Raw genomic sequence first — 20,218 nt, 5'->3', positions numbered from 1 at the left:
CCGTCTGCGCCGGCCCGATGCTCCATAATGGTGTCCGCAGACATGAATCAGGGGCGCGCAGTGCAGTACGACCAGTCGTGGATGGGCTTCGGAATCGTCGGTGGCGTGCAGGCCGGCCTGATTTCCGCGGTGGCGGGCTTCGTGCTGTTCCTGTGCTTCCACTGGCTGGGGCGGCGCAACGGCTGGAGCTATGGGCCGCAGATCGGCTGGTCGTTCCTGCTGGCCTGTGCGCTCACCGCCAGTGGCGACCTGTGGAACCTGTTCTACTTCAACTTCGGTCAGTTGCAGTCGCTGCAGCTGCTCAAGGTGAAGCTGGCCCAGGTACATGATCCGGACAGCATCGGTCTGCGCGCCTTGTCTGAAGTGCTTGGCGTGGCTTCGGGCATCTATGTCGCCTGGGCGATCTGCAGCGGTGACTGGCGGCGTCGCTTCGGCCCGCACAAGTAGTTTTGCGAAGGTCCTGCCTGTCCCTGTCATTGCCAAATCGCGTGAGCCCCGTCACGTTTGCGCACATGCAAGGACGCCGCCGATGGGACGCGCACCGGACTGTGCCGACTTCCCTCGTGTCACCCGCCAACATGATCTAGAACGCCTCTTGCCCCATCCCTAGCATCACCACCGACACGCCGCTTCGTCGAACGCGCTGCAATGCCGTTCCGATGTCGCCGCGCGTCAGGCCACGGGGGGTCTTCAATGGAGGGGAACATGGACAATTACACGCGAAAGACACTCGCGCGATGCGTGAGTGCGGTTCTGTTGGCGCTTGGATGCAGTTTGCCGCTTTATGCGGCGCCGACAAAAGTTCAGAAAAAAACACCGGCGCCGACCGCCGCGGCACTGCGTACCACCGGACTGCCGCCAACGCTCCGGCATCACCAGTTGCGCCCACTCAAGCCGAATGAGCGCCCGCCACAATCGTCGTCACGGGAGCACCTGTACACCGATTACGATCGTCCCGAACGCAACCAGTCGATCTCGTTGCGCAGGAGTCTGGCTGCAGCCACGGCTGCCTGTGACGTCAACGCCTTCGCGTCGGCCAGTGGCAGCAATCTGGTCACCCTGGTGCGCAATTCGTCGGTGGACGGCTGCATCAACACCTTGTTCGGCGTGACCGGTGCCAGCGCAGGTCAGGTGTTCAATGAGGCGAAGATGGTGACGATCGCCAATGCGCTGCAGTCGAACGCCGCCAGCTACGCGGGCAACAACAGTGCCGGCACACTGCAGTTGATCCTGTTCCTGCGTGCGGGCTATTACGTGCAGTACGGCGACCCGACGGATGTGGGTACCTACGGCACGCCGCTGAAGAACGCCATCCGGCCGGCATTGGACACGTTCGTGGCGAACTCGCACTTCCGCGACGTCAACGACGATCATGGTGCGGTGTTGGCCGAATTCGTCACCTTGATCGACAGCTCGGGTGAAAACGCCCACCAGCTGAACACGGTGAAGGGCCTGCTCGATCGCTACAACGCGAGCTATCACCCGTACTGGTACATGATGTCGGCGGTGAACAACGTGTTCACCGTGTTGTTCCGCGGTCACTACAATGCGGACTTCCAGGCGCTGGTACAAAGTGATGCAAGCATCACCACCAGCCTCTCGGGCTTCGTCTCGCGCAACGCCGCCGAAGTGGGCACCGACAACGAATACCTGCTCTCCAATGCCAGTCGCGAACTGGCTCGCTTCCTGCAATACACGCCGCTGCAGCCCACGGTGAAGCCGCAGGTCAAGAGCATCCTTTCGGCCTACAGCATGACCGGCGCGGGCGCATCGATCTGGGTCGGTACCGCGGACGTGGCTGACTTCTACGACCATGCGGACTGCAGCTATTTCGGCATCTGCAACTTCCAGACCCAGCTGGCGCAGGTGGTGCTGCCGATCACCACCCAGTGCAGCCCGGACCTGCGCCTGCGCGCCCAGGCGCTGACGCCGGCCCAGGTGACTGAAACCTGCAACAAGGTGATCAACGAGGAGCAGTACTTCCACGACCGGGTGAACGACGGCAACACGCCGGTGGCGAACGACCACAACACCATGCTGGAACTGGTGGTCTTCCACTCGAGCTCGGACTACCAGACCTACTCGGGCGTGATCTTCGGCAATGACACCAACAATGGCGGCATGTACCTGGAAGGCGACCCGTCCGATCCGGCCAACCAGCCGCGCTTCGTGGCGTATGAAGCCGAATGGATGCGGCCGACTTTCGAGGTGTGGAACCTCACCCACGAATACGTTCACTATCTGGATGGTCGTTTCGACATGTACGGCGATTTCAACGCCGCGATGAGCGTACCCAGCGTCTGGTGGGTGGAAGGGCTGGCCGAGTACGTGTCGTACAGCTATCGCGGCATTCCGTACCCGGAAGCGATCGCCGACGCGGGCACCAAACAGTTCCCGTTGAGTACCGTCTACGACAACGACTACAACAGCGGCGAAGAGCGCGTCTATCGCTGGGGCTACCTCGGCGTGCGTTACATGTTCGAAAAGCAGCCGCAGCAGGTCGGGCAGATCCTGGGTTACTTCCGTCCGGGCGACTACACCGGATATGCCAGCTACCTGCAGTCGATCCACAACACCCATGACAGTGACTGGAACACCTGGCTGGGTTGCCTGAACGCGAACCAGGGCAACACTTCCACCTGCGGCGGTACCACCACGCCGCCGCCCAGCACGCCGCCACCGACGGATCCGCCGCCCACCGATCCGCCACCGACCACGCCGCCCTCCAACCTGCCGGAGTGTCCGGGATCATCGGGCCAGCTCGCCGATGGTTGCCAGGTCAGCAACGTGCAGGCCTCGAGTGCCGGTGACAGCCAGTACTTCTACATCTACCTGCCGGCCAACACGCCATCGCTGACGATCAATACCGTCGGCGGCAGTGGCAATGCAGATCTGTACGTCAGCGCACGCGGCTGGCCCAGCACCACCGACTACGACAAACGCTCGACCGGCAGCAGCAATACCGAGAGCGTCAGTGTCACGCCGCCGTCGGCTGCGGGCTACTACTACGTCGCGGTCGTTGCCACGGCGCCCTATTCCGGCGTGGCGGTCAGTGCATCGCTCGGTGGTGGATCCGGCTCCCCGCCGCCGACTTCGGCGTGGACCGAGTGCACCGGTGACGTCAGTGTGCTGTCCAGCGGTTGCCAGCACAGCAACGTGCAGGCGTCCCGGAAGGGCGATACCGAGTACTTCTACATCACGGTTCCAGCCGGTTCCACGGGCCTGCATGTGGAAACCGCCGGTGGCACGGGCAATGCCGATCTCTACGTCAGCAGTCGCGGCTGGCCATCGGCCACTGACAACGAGAAGTCGTCAGTTCACGCGGGCAACAGCGAGTCGGTCGACATCGCCCAGCCCAGCGGCAACACGTATTACTACGTTGCCGTGACCGCAGCCGCACCTTATTCCGGTGTCGCCGTGCGGGCCAAGCTGACGCCGTAAAGTGCTGCATCCAGGCAGCCGGCAAACTCGTGCAACTTGCCTGCTGCCTGGATCATCGATCGACATCTCACAAGTCCATCCGAACCTCCGCGATCGACATCGCGGGGGTTCGCCGTTCCCGGCGAAGTAGTTGCGCATCGCTTGAGGCGCGGCCGCCGGAACCGTTCCGGTGGGACTCACTCCGGATCAGGCAGCTATCGACTAGGCGGATTCACCCGCATCCCCAGGCTCGCCAAACCATCGCGACAAGGCCTGGGCAATCTCCCTGTCGTCAGGAACGGCCTCACTCGCCCACGCGACGAACCCGTCAGGGCGAACAAGTACCGCGCGCAAACCCAGCCGATCCCTGACGTCGCCTGCGACATGGATGACCCGGCCTCGCCAGCGGTGCGCAAGCGTCTGAAGCGATGCGCTTGCATCGAAGTCCAGCAAGAGGCCTTTCCCTTCGCGCAGAAGGCTGCCGACCTTCGTTCCGTCGACCCGTTCGAAGTCGGGAACGCTGCGGCCCACCAGGGGATGACTGCCGTCAAGATCGTAGTGGAGCGAAACGCCCCACACGCGCTCGGCGAAATACGTCGCGCCATCGCGGGTCGCGATGAGGTCGCGGATGATGGCTTCGAGCGCGCGCGTGCTGGGGGTGGGCCGCATGAGTGACACTTGCGCGCGCGACCAGTCGAGCACGCGCGCTCCCACCGGATGCCGCTCCAGCGGGTAGCTGTCGAGCAGGTCGGCCGGCGCGTCGCCACGGATCGTGGATGCCAGCTTCCAACCCAGGTTCAGCGCGTCGCCGAGCCCGAGATTGAGCCCTTGACCGCCCAGGGGGGAATGAATGTGCGCGGCATCGCCCGCGAGCAGCACCCGGCCCTGGCGATACGTGGTTGCCTGGCAGGCGCGATCCGTCCAGGTGGTGGCGAGCCGAAGCTTTGTCAGAATGACCTGCGTGCCGGACACGCGCCGCAAGACCGCCTGCACATGCTCCCGCGTGATCGGCTGGACGCGGTGGAAAGCGCCGCCATCGAATGCCACCATCGCGATGGTGCCGGGCCGCGCATGGGTGTACATGCCGGTCGGCGTGTAGTGCCGGCCGGGCGGGAGCGCTTCCGGGTCGGCCATCTCGACGTCGACGGAATAGCCGGTGCACTCGGGATCGGTGCCGACGAAATCGAACCCGCCGGCCTTGCGCACGGCACTTCGGCCACCATCGCAACCGACCAGCCAGCGTCCGCGAAACGTCTCTCCGCCGGCGTGAACGGCCACCTCTTCGTCCGACGCGTGAAAGGCGTCGACGCTGAAGCCGCGCCGAATGTCGGCGCCCATCGCGCTGGCCCGCCGGGCCAGGACGGTTTCGAGCGTCTCCAGCGCGACGGCCATGCTGGTGTCGGCCGGGCTGGGCAGGCGATACGGCCACTTCGAGCTGTCGATGTTGTCGTGATAGAACTGGATGCCGGCAAAATGGCCGGCTGGCCGGCGCGGCTGTTCCTTCCCGTGTGTCGACGTCACCGTATCGCCTGCGGCGTCATTCGTACGCTGCGCCGCGACGATCTCGTCAAGCAAGTCACGGCGGTAGAGGGCTTCCAGGGTGGCCGCCGAAAGGCCGCGCATTCCGAACGGAAGGCGCTTCAAGGGAGAGTGGGGATCCTCGGATCGCTCCAGCACCAGAACCGACAGCTTCAACAGGCGCAGCTCGCAGGCGAGAAACAGGCCGACGGGGCCGCCGCCGGCAATGATGACGTCATGGATATCTGGATGATGCTTGTGCATGAACTGCTCCTGGGTCGATGTTCGACCGGAGCGTTCTTCGACAATGAGAACCCTGCGGACGAACGTTTGGACGCCTGGATGGCGCCACCTGTTCGTCGCGGGGGTCTTGTGCACGAAGCCAAAGAGCAGAGCTTTCGTTACCGAAAGGACTTGGGCTTACCAAACCAAGTCTGCCTTTTCCGACACGGCATCTTGTCATTTCGATGAGGAGGTGGCAACACGTGGCGACTCACAAGGCCAAGCGTGTGGAAACGCCTAGCGGCATCGTCGTTCGCGGCGGCGGCGACGGACACGATGCCGAGGCAGGCTAGGGTGCCGAGGCGGGCGATCAACTTCGACATGGCGGCGCTCCGAAGGCGTGAATCAGGACACGCGGTCAGGCAAAGGGCTGGTCGATGGCAGGCGAGGGCTGGGTGAACCAGGCGGCGCCGTCGGCGGTGACGTGGAAGTGGTCTTCCAGGCGGACGCCGAAGCGGTCGGGCAGCACGATCATCGGTTCATTGCTGCAGCACATGCCGGGCTCCAGGGCGGTGGTGTCACCGCGCACCAGGTACGGCGTCTCGTGGATGCTCAGGCCGCAGCCGTGACCGGTACGGTGGGGAATGCCGGGAAGGCGGTAATCCGGGCCCAGGCCGGCCCGCTGCACCACCGCGCGCGCGGCGGCATCCACCGCCTCGCACGGTACGCCGGGGCGCACCGCCTCGAACGCGGCGCGTTGCGCGGCCTGTTCCAGCGACCATATCCGCGCCTGTTCATTGGTTGGACGACCGTACACGTAGCAGCGCGTGATGTCGGAGTTGTAACCCTGCACTGCGCAGCCAGTGTCGATCAGCACCAGTTCGTCCGCAGCCAGGCGTTGCTCGCCCGGGATGCCGTGCGGATAAGCGGTGGCCTGGCCGAATTGCACGATGCAGAAAGTGGAGCCGTTGTCCGCGCCCAGCGCGCGGTGGGCGTCGTCGATGAAGCGCACCAGTTCATGGTTGCTGATGCCTTCGTGCAGCACGCCCGCCGCCAGTCGCTGCACCTGCAGCGTCATCGCGCAAGCTTGTTGCATGAGGGCCAGTTCGGCGCTCGACTTGCGCATGCGGCAGCCGTCGATGATCGGGCTGGCATCAATCAGGCGGCGCTCGCCCAGTGCAGCGACCAGCAGCGTGGCGACGGCATGGCTGGCCGCAGGGTCGAGGGCGAGCGTGCCGGCGCGTCGTTCCTGCATGGCCTGCGCCACGAGTGCATGCGGGCTTTCATGTTCTTCCCAGGTGCGGACGTCCGCGCTGATTCGCAGCACGCGATCCAGCGAGCCGGTTTCGAACGCGGGGCAGATCATGATCGGGCCGCCCTGTGCGGTAATCAGCAGAGCTACCAGGCGCTCGCTGGCGCCCCAGCCGATACCGGTGAAATAGCGCAGCGACGCACCCGCGGTAACCAGCATCGCATCGACCCCGAGTTCCCGCATCAGCAGGCGTGCACGGTGCTGGCGCTGGCCGTATTCGTAGCCGCTGATCGGCGCCGCGGCAGCGGGCCAGCGTTTCAGCCCGGCGCGCACGGTGGCGATGTCGAGGCCGCCAATCTGGCGGCTGCTGTCACGGTGGGTCATGGCGTGTTGCCTCCATGGGGAGCGAGATCGGCCTCGCACCAATGGCCATCGATCAGGCGGGCTACCTTGCCGGGGTTGCGGTCGCGCAATTCGTCGGGCAGCAAACTGTCGGTCACATGGTCGTAGCAATGCAGCGCGGCGAAGCGGCGGATTGCCGCCGGCATGCCGACGGCGGTGAAGCCGGCCGAGCTGGTGCTGGGGTAGGGTCCGCCGTGGTTCATCGCCGGGCTCACCGCGACGCCGGTGGGCATGCGATTCATGATCAGCCGGCCGACGCGCGGCCGCAGTATCGGTGCCAACGAGGCAAGCAGGTTGTCGTCACGGCCATCGCCGGCGGCATGGAAGGTGCCGGTGAGGTTGCCTTCGAAGCTTGCCGCGATGGCCAGCATGTCGTCGGCGTGACGAGGGCGCACCAGCAGGCTGGTCGGCCCGAAAGCCTCGCGTTGCAGTTCGCGCGGGTGTTTGAGAAACGCGCGCGCTCCGACCTGCAGCAGGGTGGGCCGATAGCGATAACCCGGCCCGGCCGATGTGCCGCCGGTGAGGCATGTCGCGCCCCAGTCGCGCAGCGCGGCGATCGAGGCTTCCAGGTGATCGAGTACGCCGCGGCCGAACAGCACGCCGGCCGGCGCGGCGGCAAACAGCGCCAGGGCGGCACCAACGAAGGCATCGCCTGCAGCGTCCTGCGGCACCACCAGCAAACCGGGGTTGGTGCAGAACTGCCCCGCGCCCATCGTGCAGGAGTCGAAGAATTCCCGTGCCAGCTGTTCACCGCGTTCGGCCAGCGCGCCGGGCAGCATGAATACCGGGTTGACGCTGGACATTTCCATATAGGCGGGAATGCCGGCGCGATCCGCCGACGCCTTGAGCGCCATGCCGCCCTGGCGGCTGCCGGTGAAGCCGATCGCGCCCAGTCGCGCGTCACCGGCCAGTCTCAGGCCAAGGCCGGCATCGAACTGGTACAGCAACTGCACGGTGGCAAGTGGCAGGCCGACCTGGCGCAAGGCGCCATGCGCGAGCTCGGCGAGTCGCCGGCTGGTGGCCGGGTGCGAGGGATGGGCCTTGGCGATCACCGGATTGCGCGCGGCGATGGCCGAGGCGAAGTCGCTGCCGGCGACCGCGTTGAACGCGAACGGAAAATTGTTCGGCCCGAAGAGCAGCACCGGCTTGTGCAGCGGTGCGTAGTGGGAGCGCAGGCCGCCGGCGGTGTCGATCACCGGATGCGTCCAGCTGTACTCGCGCACCGCCTGCGCGGCCATGCGCAACTGCCGCGTGGTGCGCGGCAGCTCCACCGCTGCCAGCCGGGTCTCGGCCGGTAGCGCGGTTTCCGCATGCGCCAGCGCCACCAGGGTGTCGGCATCGCCTTCGATGGCCTGGGCGTACGCATCCAGAAAATCGGCGACGCGGTTGGGCGGCGCCGCGGCCAGTTCCGCAGCCACGGCGCAGGCGCTGACCAGCGCTGCTTCGAGCTCGTCGGCGCTGTTGACGGGAAACGCCGGCCCGATCGCTTCCCCGGTGGCCGGGTTCACTGCACGAAACGACCTGGCCGAGGACGCGGGCGTGCGCCATTGGCCACCGATCAGCGACGTCTGGACGTCCATCTCAGGACTCCGGGCGGTTGGCCATGGCGTACCTGATCACGCGCATCGCGCCTTCGCGTTCGGCGCCCTCGATGAGCAGCCGCGGTGCGCGCACCCGTTCACTGCCCAGGCCGACCATCTGCTGCACCAGTTTGATCAGCTGCACGAACTTGGGCACGGTATCCAGCCGCAGCAGCGGCAGAAACCACGCGTACAGCTCGGCCGCCGCGGGGGAGCCTCCGGTACGGGCCAGTTCGAACAGGCGCACCGATTCCTTCGGGTACGCATTGACCAATCCGGCGATCCAGCCGGTGGCGCCCATGCAGACGCCTTCGACAAGCGCGTCGTCCATGCCCACCAGCAGGTGCAGGCGTTCGCCCAGCAACGATTTCAGCGCAGCGAAACGGCGAATCTCGCCGGACGATTCCTTGACCGCCTGCACATTCGGATGCTCGGCGGCGATCGCCGCGATCTGTTCGGGCGAGAAGTCGGTTTTGTAGGCCACCGGATTGTTGTAGAGCATGCACGGCAGATCGGTGGCCTCGATCACGGCCGTCACATGCGCGCTCATCTCCCGCCAGTCAGACGAATACACGTACGGCGGCAACACCATCAGCGCGGCACAGCCGGCGGCGTTGGCTGCGCGTGCCAGGCGCACGCCTTCGTCGGTGGACAGCGCGGCAATGCCGGGGATGATCGGCGCGCGATCGCCCACCGCGGCCACCAGCGTCTGCATGATGGCCACCTTTTCCTCGAAGCTCAGCGTGGCCGCTTCGCCCAGTGACCCGAGCGGCACGATGCCGGTGCAACCGGCGTCGAGCAGGGTGCGCGCATGGGTGGCGAGGAACGCGTGGTCAACCTGGCCGTCGGCGGTGAACGGCGTGGTGATGGCAGGAATGACGCCTTGCCAAAGGGTGTGCTTGCTCATGGGTGTGGATCTCCGGAGTCATGGGAAGGGAAGGCGGAAAAGGCGCTGCCGGCCAGCGTGGCCAGTCGCGCAGGAAAGATCGGGGAGCGCTGGTGGCCGCGCGGGAAGCGGCCCAGTTCGGCCAGCGCGGTGCCGCAGATGCGTCCCTGGCAGGCACCCATGCCGCAGCGGGTGTCCAGGCGGGCGGCGCGCGCGTCGGCGAAGCCGTCGAGGGCGGCCAGCGTGACGTCTTCGCAGCGGCAGATGATGGTGTCGGCGCCGGCCAGCGTGTGCAGGCGGGGATCGAGTGCAAACTGCCGGGCCAGCAAGCCGGCAAAGCGGCGCGTGCTTCGACGCCGGCTGCGCAGCGCCGTGGCGGCTGCGTTGGCACCGGCCGACATGTGGCCGGCGATGCGGCCTTCCGTGACGGCCGCAGACAGTCCGCCGATGCCGCAACTTTCGCCGGCCGCGTAGACGCCGGCCACGCTGGTTCGCAGCAAGTCGTCGACCTGCACGAAAGGGTGCGGGCCGTGCTGTTCCAGCCCGCAGCCGAGCATGTTGGCCAGTTCCACATTCGGCACCAGCCCGTGACCGACCGCCAACAGGTCACAGTCGATCCGGGTGCTGCCGTGCGGTGTGCGGATATCCACCGCGGTCAACGAGGCTTCACCGTGGGCACGCGTGACGAACGAACCGCAGCGATAGGGAGCATCACGCAACACGGTGCGCAACCGTGCCGCCTGGATGAGCCGCGCCGGCCAGCGCCACAGCTGCAGCGCGAACGCGCGCACGGCCGCCGCCGAAGCCTGTTCGTGAATGCCCAGAACGCGGGCGCCATGACTGTGCAGGCTGGCCGCGGCAGCCCAGAGCAGCGGTCCGCTGCCTGCCACCACCACCCGTTTGCCGCGCATCGGCCAGCCTTGCTTGGCCAGCGCCTGCAATCCGCCGGCACCGGTCACGCCCGGCAGGGTCCAGCCGGGGAAAGGCAGCAGCAACTCGCGCGCGCCGGTAGCGATGATCAGACTTCCAAACGAAAGTTCGATCGCCGTGTGTGGCGTCTCCACCAGCAGCCGCCCGTTGCCAGCGTCGACCACCTGGTGCCGCGCCAGCCACGCCACCGGCGTGGCTGCGCGCGTCAGCGCAGACATGCTTCTTTTCGCGGCATCGGGCGTGCCAAGCAGCGCGTCGTGCCGCCAGACCTGGCCGCCCTGGCGTGGCTGCGCGTCGAGGAGGGCGACGCGCGCGCCGTGGAGGGCAGCCGTTCCGGCGGCTGCCATTCCCGCCGGGCCTGCCCCGACCACCACGACGTCGTAGTGCTCAGTCATCGGTCTGCACCTGCATGCCTTCGTGCACCGGTGTCATGCACGCACGCACGTGTCCCGCGCCGTCCACGCGCACGCGACATTCGAAGCAGACGCCCATGCCGCAAAGCGCGGCGCGCGGCTCGGCGCTCACCGAGCGCCGGAAGCATGTCGTGGCCGTCATCGCGATGGCCGCGGCGATGCTCGCGTCGGCGGGCGCCGCGATGGCATGGCCGTTGACCCATACGTTGATCGTCTTCACGCCAGCGCCCGGGCCGGCGCATACGGGGCGGCGTCTATGGCCGGAGTGTGGCCGAGCAGCAGGTCGATCAGCAGCCGCGCACTTCCCAGCGCGGTGGTAACGCCCAGGCCCTCGTGACCGGCGGCCACCCACAGATCCGGTCGCCCGGGCACGGCGCCCAGGTAGGGTCGCCCGTCGGGCGTGGCCGGACGAAAGCCGGTCCACGCACGCAGGCCCTGCAAACGCTGCAAGGCGGGCAGGAACTGGAAGGCTCGCTGCAACATGCGTTGCAACATGGCGGGCGACACTGCCGGGTCCTCGACGTCGAACTCGCGCGAGGAACCGATCAGGAGCTGGCCGGTCGGACGCGGCTGCACGTTGAAGGCGACGCTGCTGCTCGCACTGCCGTGAGCGCTGTCGGCATAGCCGAGCTCGAGCACCTGATGATGCAACAGGCCGGGGTAGCGCTCGGTGATCAGCAAGTGGCCCTTGCGCGGGCGCAACGGCAGCTGCGGCAGCAGGCGTGGCAGCGCACAGCCGGTGGCGAGCAGGGTGGGGCCGGACAACAGGGTGCCGTCATCCAGGGTGACCGAGGCCCGGCCGAGCCGCCGCACCGAGCGACCGAGGTGCAGGCGCGCGCCGCGTTGCTGTGCGCAGCGCACCAGGTGCGCGGCCACGCGCGGCGGGTACACCACCGCCTCGTCGGGAACCAGCATGCCCCCGGCCAGGCCCGGGGCGAGCGCGGGTTCCAGTTGATACAAGGTGCGGGCGTCGACGGCGTGCGCCGTGCCACCGGAGGCGTTCAGCCGTGCAATGCGCGGTGCGATGCCGGCCACCTCGCTCTCGGTGCGCGCTACCCACAAGGTGCCGCAGCGGCTGAACTCGGCGTCCGCCAGGTGTGCCAGCGTTTCCCATCGGCGCAGGGAATAGCGCGCCAGCGCCAGCTCGGCCGGGTCATCATCCATCGCCACCAGGTGGCCCATCGAGCAGGCGGTGGCGCCACCACCGATCGGGCCCGGCTCGATGATGGCGACGCGCAGGCCCGCCACGCTGGCCTCATTCGCGCAGCTGGCGCCGATGATGCCGGCACCGATCACGATCAGGTCGTAGCTGCTCACAAGGCGCCACTGCCCCAGGCAAAAGCGTCGTCGTCGTCGATCAGCAGCACGCCCTGTCCGGTGATGTGTGCGGTGCCGCTGACGCGCGGCAGCACACCGCGTTCGCCTGATACGTAGCTGCCCTCGAACACGCTGCCGAGGATGCTCTCCTGGCGCCACGTCGCGCCGGGCGCCAGTTTGCCGTCGGCTGCCAGGCAGGCCAGCTTGGCGCTGGTGCCGGTGCCGCAGGGGGAGCGGTCGTACGCCAGGCCGGGACACAGCACGAAGTTGCGCGCATCCGTGTCGGCCGCGGCGGTGTCGGCATTGATCTCGATGTGGTCGATGAGCTGGCCCTCGGCGCCGGTGATGCCCCGAGCTTCCAGCGACCGGCGGATCGCTTCGGCATACGCGCCAAGCTCGCGCTGGTGCCGGATCTCCAGCGGCAGCGGCGTGTCGCCGGTGATGAAGAACCAGTTGCCGCCCCAGGCGACGTCGCCGCGCACCACGCCGTAACCCGGTACCTCCACCCGAACATCGGCGGCGTGGCGATAGCTTTCGACGTTGTCCACCGATACGCGGCCATCGTGGTGCAATTCCACGCCCACCGTGCCTACCGGGGTATCCAGAAAATGCCGGCCCGGCCCGATCTGTCCCATGTGCATCAGCGTGCGCACCACACCGATGCTGCCGTGGCCGCACATGCCGAGGTAGCCAACGTTGTTGAAGAAGATCACCCCGGTGCAGGAGCCGGGTCGGGTCGGCGGTCGCAGCAGGGCGCCGACCATGGTGTGCGAGCCGCGCGGCTCGCACGCGATGGCGCTGCGCCAATGATCGTGCTGCTGCTGGAAGAGCTCGCGCTGCTCGGCCAGCGAGCCGCTGCCCAGGTCGGGCATGCCGCCGATGACGACACGGGTGGGTTCGCCGGCGGTGTGCGAGTCGATCACATGGATGGTGTGCATCGGTTCATGTTCACGGTGCAGGGCCGGAACCGTCTAGGCGAGCCTGTGATGGTTCCATGCGGAATTCCGCACAATGCATCCACTGCCGCATGCGACTTGCTACTGTCCCATCCTGCTGTTTCGATGGATGGGAAGCACCGGGAGAAGTCAATGGACATGAAGATTTCAGCATGTGAACTGCAAGGGCTGTTCGATGCCTTGCCGGACGTCGTGTTCTTCGTCAAGGACTGCTCGGGTCGGTACACGCATGCCAACCTCACCCTGGTGAAACGACTGGGACTGAAGCGTCGCGAGGACGTGGTGGGCCGCCACGTCGCCGATGTGTTTCCGCGCCCGCTGGGGGTTTCCTACGCCTCGCAGGATCGCCGCGCGCTGACGGGCGAGGCGATCGAAAACCAGCTGGAGGTGCACATCCTTCCCAATCGCGTGCCGGGCTGGTGCCTGACCTGCAAATACCCGCTGCGGCAACGCGGCGATGTGTGCGGGGTGATCGGCATATCACGCGACCTGCGCAAACCGGACGGTCGTCATCCCACCTATCCGCGACTGATCCGCGTGATCGAATACATGCAGCTGCATTTTGCCGAGAGCCTGCGGGTAGGCACGCTCGCCGAACTGGCGGAAGTTTCCGTGGCGCAACTGGAACGCCACTTTCGCCACGTGTTCCAGTTGACGCCGCAGCAGGCGCTGACAAAGCTGCGCATCGAGTCGGCCATGCGCCTGCTGCGGGAGCCGGGCAGCGTTGCCGACATCGGCCTGGCCTGCGGCTTCACCGACCAGAGCGCATTTGCCCGCCAGTTCAAGGCGACGGTCGGCATGACGCCCAGGGAATTTCGCGCCCTGCCGGCCGCGGCGAAATCCTGACCGGCGATCGCCCAGATCCGCGCCGACCATTTCCTGTTCGGCGAATTCTTCCTGTCGCTGTGCGGATTTCCGCATCGGCGTCGGGCTGAATCCACAAGACGACGGCAGGCGACCTCCCGCAGGCTTTGTTCCGTTCCGCGAAGAAGGTCGCTGCACGCGGGGACAAGGGACGTCAGCGAACTTCTGCGAACACGACATGGCGTGAAGAGCTGATTGGGGCAGCTCCGGGAAGCGCGATGCCGCCACCAGCACTTTCTCCCCCGGTCCTGTCGCCGACGGCGCTCGAAGGAGCGCCGCTCGACTTCTTTCGAACGCTTCTGGAGAGAACCATCCATGAATATCCACTCGCCCGCCATGCGTGCGCAGCTCCGCCGGAACATGCTTGCCCTTGCGCTCTCGTCCGGGCTGGGACTGGTCGGCGCGGTCCATGGCCAGGCCACGACCGGCAGCATCTTTGGCCAGGTGCCGCATGCCGATGGCGCCACCGTGATGGTCAGCAGTGCGACGGGCGTGACCCGTCGGACGACGGTCGACGCACAGGGGCGTTACGTCTTCACCTCGCTGCCGCTGGGCAGCTACACGGTCAACCTGATGCGCGATGGCAAGGTGCTGGATTCGCGCTCGAACGTGACCCTGCGGATCGGCTCGGGTACCGACGTATCGTTCGGCGCGGGCAGCGGCGCCGAGACCAGGGATCTCGCGTCGGTGTCGGTCACCGCCAACGCCCTGCCCGCCATCGACGTGACCTCGATTGACTCGCGCACGGTGATTACCGCCGAGCAACTGGCGAAGCTGCCACTGGCGCGAAGCGCCGAGGCCATCGCGCTGCTGGCGCCCGGCGTGGTCGCCGGCAGCGACTATTTCGGCGGGCCTACCGGCAACGCCCTGGTATCGTTTGGCGGCTCCTCGGTTACCGAAAATGCGTATTACATCAACGGATTCAACACCACCGACCCGCTCAGCGGCTTCGGCGGATTCGCCTTGCCGTACGGCTCGATCGACCAGCAGGAAATTCTCAACGGCGGCTACAGCGCGGCGTACGGGCGCTCCGATGGTGGCGTGATCAACCAGGTCGGCAAGCGCGGTACGGATGTCTGGCATTTTGGCGCGCAGTTGTCCTGGACTCCCGCGTTCGCGCGAGGCGAGCAGCGCGACATCAATTACGTCACCGGCCCGGACAGGGGCAAGCTCTACAACCGCAACGCTGACGAAAACTCGTGGACCACGGTGGCAAGCGTCTATGCCGGCGGTCCCCTGGTCAGGGACAGGCTGTTCGTGTTCGCCTCCGTGGAGGCCGAGCGTCGTCAGGGCAACAGCACCAGCTCGACCGACTCGTACCTCAGTACGCGTTACCGCAACGACTATCCGAAGTGGTACGCCAAGCTGGACTGGAACATCACCGACAGCAACATCCTCGAAGTCACCGGCGCCTCGACCAAGCGCGCGTATTCGGCTGATGTGTACGACTACGACTATGCCAGCGGAACCACGGGCAGCTTCAACAGCCATGCCGTGTCCACCAAGGTCGGTGCGGATCTCTACACGGGGAAGTTCACCAGTTACCTCACCGACAACCTCACCTTGTCGGCGTTGTACGGGCGCATGGATGGCACCTACTACAACGAGATCATCGGCTACGATCCGACCTACCCGCGCCTGTATTCCTCATACAACCAGAATCCCGCGCTGAACGGCGGCACGGTGATCACCAGTCCGGGCACAGTCGGTGCCATCAACGACCCTGCGCACACGACCCGGAATACCAATCTTCGGCTCGACCTGAGCTACCGGCTCGGTGATCACACGCTGACTGGCGGCATCGACAATCAGTCCGTGCAGGATCTGCACGACGGCAACAAGATGGCCGGACAGGGCTTCGCGTGGGAATACAACAAGGGTGCGCCGGGCAACCCGATCATCGGGTCGCCGGGTGATGATCCCTACGTCGCCGCGCCGAACGGCTATCCCGGCGGAGGCACCGGTTACTACGTGGCGAAATACAAGCGCTATGGTGGCGGTTCGGTGCGCGTGGAGCAGCGCGCCCAATACCTCGAGGACGCCTGGCAGATCGACGACCGCTGGCTGGTCAAGCTGGGTATCCGCAATGACCAGTTCACCAACTACAACCCCAACGGCGTGGCCTATCTGCGTCTGACCAAGCCGCAATGGGCGCCGCGCGTGGGCTTCAGCTGGGACGTGCTGGGCGACTCCAGCTTCAAGGTGTACGGCAACGCGGGTCGCTACTTCCTCGCCATGCCGGCCACCGTGGCGATGCGCCAGGCCGGTGCGCCGCTGTATACCCGCGAATACTTCACCTATACCGGCATCGATGCACACGGCCAGCCGACCGGCCTGACCCCGATCGACACCAGCCGTGGGCCCGGCGCGCCGATATCGGCCAATCGCGAGTACGGCCAGTCGAAAGACCCGAACACGGTGGCGGCCACCAATCTGAAATCCGAGTATCAGGACGAGTTCATCGCCGGCTTCGACAGGAAGCTGGGCGATGCCTGGGTGTACGGTGCCAAGGCCAGCTACCGCAACCTGCGCACGGCGATCGACGACTACAGCGACTCGGCCTCCATCGCGGCGAAGATGGATCGCCTGGGGATCGATCCGACCACCTATGACGCTGGCCAGATCTCCGGCGCCTACCTGTTCAACCCGGGGCGGACCAACATCCTGAAGGTGGCCAGGCTCGACGGCAGCGGCTACTACTCGGTGCCGATGACCACCGCGGATTTCGGATTCGCCTCCGGCATCAAGCGCCACTATTACGGTCTGGACGTCTATCTCGAGCATCCGTTCGACGGCAAGTGGTTCGGCAAGGTGGATTACCTGTTCTCCCGCAGCTACGGCAACAGCGAAGGCCAGGTACGCACCGACATCGGCCAGACCGACGTCTCCGCCACGGTGGACTGGGATTTCGGATCGCTGATGCAGTATTCCAACGGCGAGCTTTCCAACAGCCGGCGGCACCAGCTCAAGGCGTATGGCTCCTATCAACTGGCAGCGGAGTGGATGGTGTCCGGCAACCTGGCGGTCATTTCCGGCGCGCCGCGCAGCTGCCTCGGAAAATTCGGACCGGCGGAATCGAATCCCACCGGTTACGGCGACTACTACCACTGGTGCGGCGGCATGCCCTCGCGCCCGGGCGATGCGGGCCACAACCCCTGGCAGTTCACCCTCAGCCTGAGCACGGAGTACCGGCCACTGTGGGCGCAGAAGAAGCTCGCCTTCAATGTCATGGTCTACAACGTGTTGGACAACCGGGTTACCACGCAGACCTCGCCCTTCTACGGGGAGACCGGTGGGCTTGATCCTACCTATGGCATGGCTGTTTCACAGTCCCAGCCGCGCTATGTGCGCTTCGGCGTGACCTACGACCTGTGACATCTGCCCGGCCGACGGCAGCTGGCCTCGTATCCGGCTGACGCTGGTTCGGCTGCCCGCCAGGTGACCCTCTCCTCGGCTTTGGCCGTCAGCTCCCCCTGACGGCCCTTTTTCCAGCACGATGCGCGACCGCGCACGGCCACAGTCCTTCGGTGGCATAGGCTGCCTGCCACGAGCCGTGGTTGAGCCGGGCGAACTCGGTGTAGCGGACCTCGCTTCCGCGTGCCTTGAGGGCGGCGGCCATCTGCCGCGATTCGCGCGGCGGCATCTGACGCATGGAGATTCACCATGATGTCAGAGCAGCGGGTCGAACAGGCGTGCCACATGCATGGCGACCCGATGCAGGTAGGGCGCGTCGCGGTATTCGCGTTCGTCGACGGGACGGGCTCGGTTGAAGTCGTCGATCAGCATGGTGGTGACTTCAGCGGCGAAGTGGTGGTCGACTGCCATCGCCACGACCTCGAAGTTGAGCCGGAACGATCGGCTGTCCAGGTTCATGCTGCCGATGGCCGCTGCATCACGATCGATCAGCAAGGCCTTCTGGTGCAGGAAGCCCGGCTGGTAGCGGAACACCTTGATGCCGGCGCGGACGGCCTGGTAGGCATGCAGGGTCGAGGCGAGAAACACGGTGCGGTGATCCGCGCGGGCGGGGATCAGGATGCGTACGTCCACCCCGCGCAATACCGCCAGCTGCAGGGCGGCGCGCACCGCATGATCGGGGACGAAATAGGGTGTGCTCAACCAGATGCGTTGTTGCGCGGCATTGATCGCCGCGGTGAAGAACAGCGAGCCGGTTTCCTGGGGATCGGCCGGGCCGCTGGCCACGATCAGCGCGCTGCTGTGGCCTTCATCAGGCCGGGCGGGCAGCAGCGGCGGCATGCTTCCGGTGATCCACTGCCAGTCTTCGGCAAACAGTTGTTGCAAGTCGGTCACCACCGGGCCGCGCAGTTCCAGCATGGTGTCGCGCCATGGTGCCAGCGGCGGTTTCAGGCCGAGATATTCGTCGCCCACGTTGAGCCCGCCGACAAAGCCGAGCGTGCCATCCACCACCACGATCTTGCGGTGGTTGCGGAAGTTGAGCTGGAAGCGGTTGCGCCAGCGATGGGTGGCAAACCGGTGGATCTGCACACCGCCTGCGCGCAGCGTTTCCACATAACGGCGTGGCAGCGCATGACTGCCGATGCCGTCAAACAGCACGCAAACGCGCACGCCGGAGGCGGCCTTGCGCAGCAATACCTGCTGCAGGCGTCGGCCCAGCGCATCGTCGTGGATGATGAAGAACTGCACCAGCAGGCAATGTTCCGCCTCGGCCATCGCGGTCAGCATGGCGTTGAAAGCGTCTTCGCCGTCGACCAGCAGGCGCAGGTGGTTGCCGTTGCGGAACGGGCGTCCCTGCAGCGTGCTGATCGCTGCATAACGGGCACAGGCCCGATCAATGGCCGGCCCGTCGCCCGGGTCCGGGGCCGGCGGGTGCGTTCGCGGCGCCTGCCGGCCGACGCGATAGCCGAGGAAGCGGCTGGAGCCGAGGTACAGGTAGGGCAGCAGCGTCACATAGGGCAGCAGAAGCAGGCCCAGCGCCCAGCCGATGGCGCCCTGCGGGGTGCGCGCGTGCATCACCGCATGCATCGCCGTGAGCGCACCCAGCGCGTGCAGCAGGACAATGCCGAAGGTGATCACGCCGGCCGTCATCAGCGGCGCGGCGCGCCGCTCAATTCGCCAGCAGCTGGTCGGCCAGGTGGCGCGCCTGCTGGCGAATTTCCGGCATGGCCGTGGATTCCCAGAGCGTGCCGCGCAACAGGCTGCCGATGGCGAACAGGTTGGGCCAAGGCTGGTCTCCGTGCAGAAGATGGCCGTTGCGATCGGCGACCACGCCGAGGCCCAGCGGATCGGCTTCGATGTGCGCGTTGGTCAGCAACTGGCGGATCAGCCGATGGTCGCTGCGATGCACGTCGGTGTCCAGCCCGACCGTCTGGATCACCAGGTCGGCATCCAGCGGCTCGACGACGCCGGCATGAGCCACGCTCAGTCGCAGTGATGCGCCAGCCACCTCCACCGCGTGCAGCCGCCCGGCTCGACGGTGCAGTCGGCCGCTGCGTTCCAGCGCGGCAATGGCGTGGCTGGCCGCTGGCGCCATGCGATGGCGCACGCGCTCCCACGCCCAGCGGGCGTGGCGCATGAAGCGCGAGCGCTGTTCCGGTGACAGCTCGGACCACAGCTCGGACAAATGCGGACGAAGACCGTCCACCACGGCCCGCCATTCCGTACCGGGCTGGGCCGCGGCTTCGCGCAGCAGACGCATCCACTGGCCGATCTCGGGTGCATCCCGCATAGCCTCGATCAGCTCGGCGCCGTCGTCGGCGGGCAGAGCCGCCACCTGCAGGTGCGCTTCGGGAAATCGGCCATGGCGGGACAGGCCGACAAATTCCGCCTGCGGCCAGCGCGCGGCGAGTTCCAGCACCACGTCGACCGCCGTCAGCCCCAACCCGATCAGCGCCACCTTGCGCGGCGGTGGCGGCACGTCGTCCGCGCCGGCCAACAACTTCCAGGGATCGACCACGTAACGGCCACTGGCGAGTGCCGCCGCACCCACCACGTTCAGCGGCTGTGGCGGCAGCGCGCCGATCGCCAGGATGGCGGCATCCACCTGATGGCTTTCTTCGCCGTGGATGACATCCACGCACCCGCTTTCAGGAACCACGGCATCCACGGCGAAAGGAATGATGTTCACATGATGGCCGCGGACCTTGCCTTTTTTCAGTGCGTGGGCGACCTCGGCCTCCAGGTAGTCTCCATAACGGCGACGCGGCAGGAAATCGGTGCCGGCGATGGCCGGATCGCTGCGTTGCACGAAGTCGAGGAAGCCACGGGGTTTGCCGGCGAACATGCTCATCGACGCTGCCCGCACATTCAGCAAATGGCGCTCCGAGGTGGTGCCGTAGGCGACACCGCGCGCGGGTTGTCCGCCACCAGTGAACCAATCCAGGTGCAGCGGTGGTGTCGTGTCACGCCCAAGCAGTTCGCTGAGCACGGTGGCGGCCGCGGCACCGCCGCCGATGATGGCGAGGCGTCGAAACATGGTGTTC

General features: G+C 66.5%; 15 protein-coding genes. 4 read left to right on the top strand and 11 right to left on the bottom strand.

Annotation, left to right across the window (positions count from 1 at the left end):
* Window positions 1-42 precede the first annotated feature (42 nt).
* On the top strand, window positions 43-447 hold the full coding sequence (locus ACVWWQ_RS16560) for a hypothetical protein (RefSeq protein WP_457383481.1): 405 nt from the start codon (window positions 43-45) through the stop codon (window positions 445-447).
* Window positions 448-879: 432 nt separating this feature from the next.
* Window positions 880-3,441, top strand: coding sequence for a M9 family metallopeptidase (locus tag ACVWWQ_RS16555; RefSeq protein WP_457383480.1), 2,562 nt, complete (start codon window positions 880-882; stop codon window positions 3,439-3,441).
* A 201-nt stretch (window positions 3,442-3,642) separates the two neighbouring features.
* Here ACVWWQ_RS16555 and ACVWWQ_RS16550 read toward each other — a convergent pair whose 3' ends face one another.
* The 8 genes from ACVWWQ_RS16550 to ACVWWQ_RS16515 form a co-directional block, all read right to left on the bottom strand.
* Entirely contained in the window at window positions 3,643-5,202 is a 1,560-nt protein-coding gene (locus tag ACVWWQ_RS16550) for an FAD-dependent monooxygenase (RefSeq protein ID WP_133952166.1), read from the bottom strand.
* A gap of 376 nt (window positions 5,203-5,578) precedes the next feature.
* Window positions 5,579-6,796: a M24 family metallopeptidase gene (locus ACVWWQ_RS16545; RefSeq protein WP_133952168.1), complete on the bottom strand. Its 1,218-nt coding sequence runs from the start codon at window positions 6,794-6,796 to the stop codon at window positions 5,579-5,581.
* Window positions 6,793-8,394: an aldehyde dehydrogenase family protein gene (locus tag ACVWWQ_RS16540; protein ID WP_133952170.1), complete on the bottom strand. Its 1,602-nt coding sequence runs from the start codon at window positions 8,392-8,394 to the stop codon at window positions 6,793-6,795. The genes ACVWWQ_RS16545 and ACVWWQ_RS16540 overlap by 4 nt, the downstream gene beginning before the upstream one ends.
* Window position 8,395: 1 nt before the next feature.
* The gene (locus ACVWWQ_RS16535; RefSeq protein WP_133952172.1) at window positions 8,396-9,301 is read right to left on the bottom strand and encodes a dihydrodipicolinate synthase family protein; all 906 of its coding nucleotides are present in this window, start codon (window positions 9,299-9,301) and stop codon (window positions 8,396-8,398) included.
* Window positions 9,298-10,605 (bottom strand): NAD(P)/FAD-dependent oxidoreductase, encoded by a 1,308-nt coding sequence (locus tag ACVWWQ_RS16530; protein WP_133952174.1) that lies wholly within the window; start codon window positions 10,603-10,605, stop codon window positions 9,298-9,300. Before ACVWWQ_RS16530 ends, ACVWWQ_RS16535 begins: the two co-directional genes overlap by 4 nt.
* Window positions 10,598-10,843, bottom strand: a complete 246-nt coding sequence (locus tag ACVWWQ_RS16525; protein ID WP_133952176.1) for a 2Fe-2S iron-sulfur cluster-binding protein — start codon at window positions 10,841-10,843, stop codon at window positions 10,598-10,600. Before ACVWWQ_RS16525 ends, ACVWWQ_RS16530 begins: the two co-directional genes overlap by 8 nt.
* Window positions 10,840-11,958 (bottom strand): NAD(P)/FAD-dependent oxidoreductase, encoded by a 1,119-nt coding sequence (locus ACVWWQ_RS16520; RefSeq protein ID WP_457383492.1) that lies wholly within the window; start codon window positions 11,956-11,958, stop codon window positions 10,840-10,842. The genes ACVWWQ_RS16525 and ACVWWQ_RS16520 overlap by 4 nt, the downstream gene beginning before the upstream one ends.
* The gene (locus ACVWWQ_RS16515; RefSeq protein WP_133952180.1) at window positions 11,937-12,878 is read right to left on the bottom strand and encodes a proline racemase family protein; all 942 of its coding nucleotides are present in this window, start codon (window positions 12,876-12,878) and stop codon (window positions 11,937-11,939) included. The genes ACVWWQ_RS16520 and ACVWWQ_RS16515 overlap by 22 nt, the downstream gene beginning before the upstream one ends.
* Window positions 12,879-13,028: 150 nt before the next feature.
* Between ACVWWQ_RS16515 and ACVWWQ_RS16510 the strand changes: the two genes are divergently transcribed.
* Together ACVWWQ_RS16510 and ACVWWQ_RS16505 are read left to right on the top strand one after the other, a co-directional pair.
* Entirely contained in the window at window positions 13,029-13,742 is a 714-nt protein-coding gene (locus ACVWWQ_RS16510; RefSeq protein WP_133952182.1) for an AraC family transcriptional regulator, read from the top strand.
* A gap of 333 nt (window positions 13,743-14,075) precedes the next feature.
* Window positions 14,076-17,135, top strand: a complete 3,060-nt coding sequence (locus ACVWWQ_RS16505) for a TonB-dependent receptor (protein ID WP_166669792.1) — start codon at window positions 14,076-14,078, stop codon at window positions 17,133-17,135.
* Window positions 17,136-17,223: 88 nt separating this feature from the next.
* On the opposite strand, the gene ACVWWQ_RS16500 is transcribed toward ACVWWQ_RS16505, so the two are convergent.
* Genes ACVWWQ_RS16500 through ACVWWQ_RS16490 form a run of 3 tightly spaced genes read right to left on the bottom strand, consistent with a single transcriptional unit; the run spans window position 17,224 to window position 20,211 of the window.
* Window positions 17,224-17,412 carry an alpha/beta hydrolase gene (locus tag ACVWWQ_RS16500; protein ID WP_133952184.1) on the bottom strand — a complete coding sequence of 63 codons (189 nt, stop codon included), beginning with the start codon at window positions 17,410-17,412 and terminating at the stop codon, window positions 17,224-17,226.
* A 17-nt stretch (window positions 17,413-17,429) separates the two neighbouring features.
* Window positions 17,430-18,824 carry a cardiolipin synthase gene (cls, locus tag ACVWWQ_RS16495; protein WP_133952186.1) on the bottom strand — a complete coding sequence of 465 codons (1,395 nt, stop codon included), beginning with the start codon at window positions 18,822-18,824 and terminating at the stop codon, window positions 17,430-17,432.
* 19 nt (window positions 18,825-18,843) lie between these two features.
* Window positions 18,844-20,211 (bottom strand): FAD/NAD(P)-binding protein, encoded by a 1,368-nt coding sequence (locus ACVWWQ_RS16490; RefSeq protein WP_133952188.1) that lies wholly within the window; start codon window positions 20,209-20,211, stop codon window positions 18,844-18,846.
* Between the last annotated feature and the right edge of the window lie 7 nt (window positions 20,212-20,218).

The organism is Rhodanobacter sp. TND4EL1 (assembly GCF_054061035.1).
Note: the sequence above shows the minus strand (reverse complement) of the source record. Positions and strands in the feature narration are given on the sequence as shown.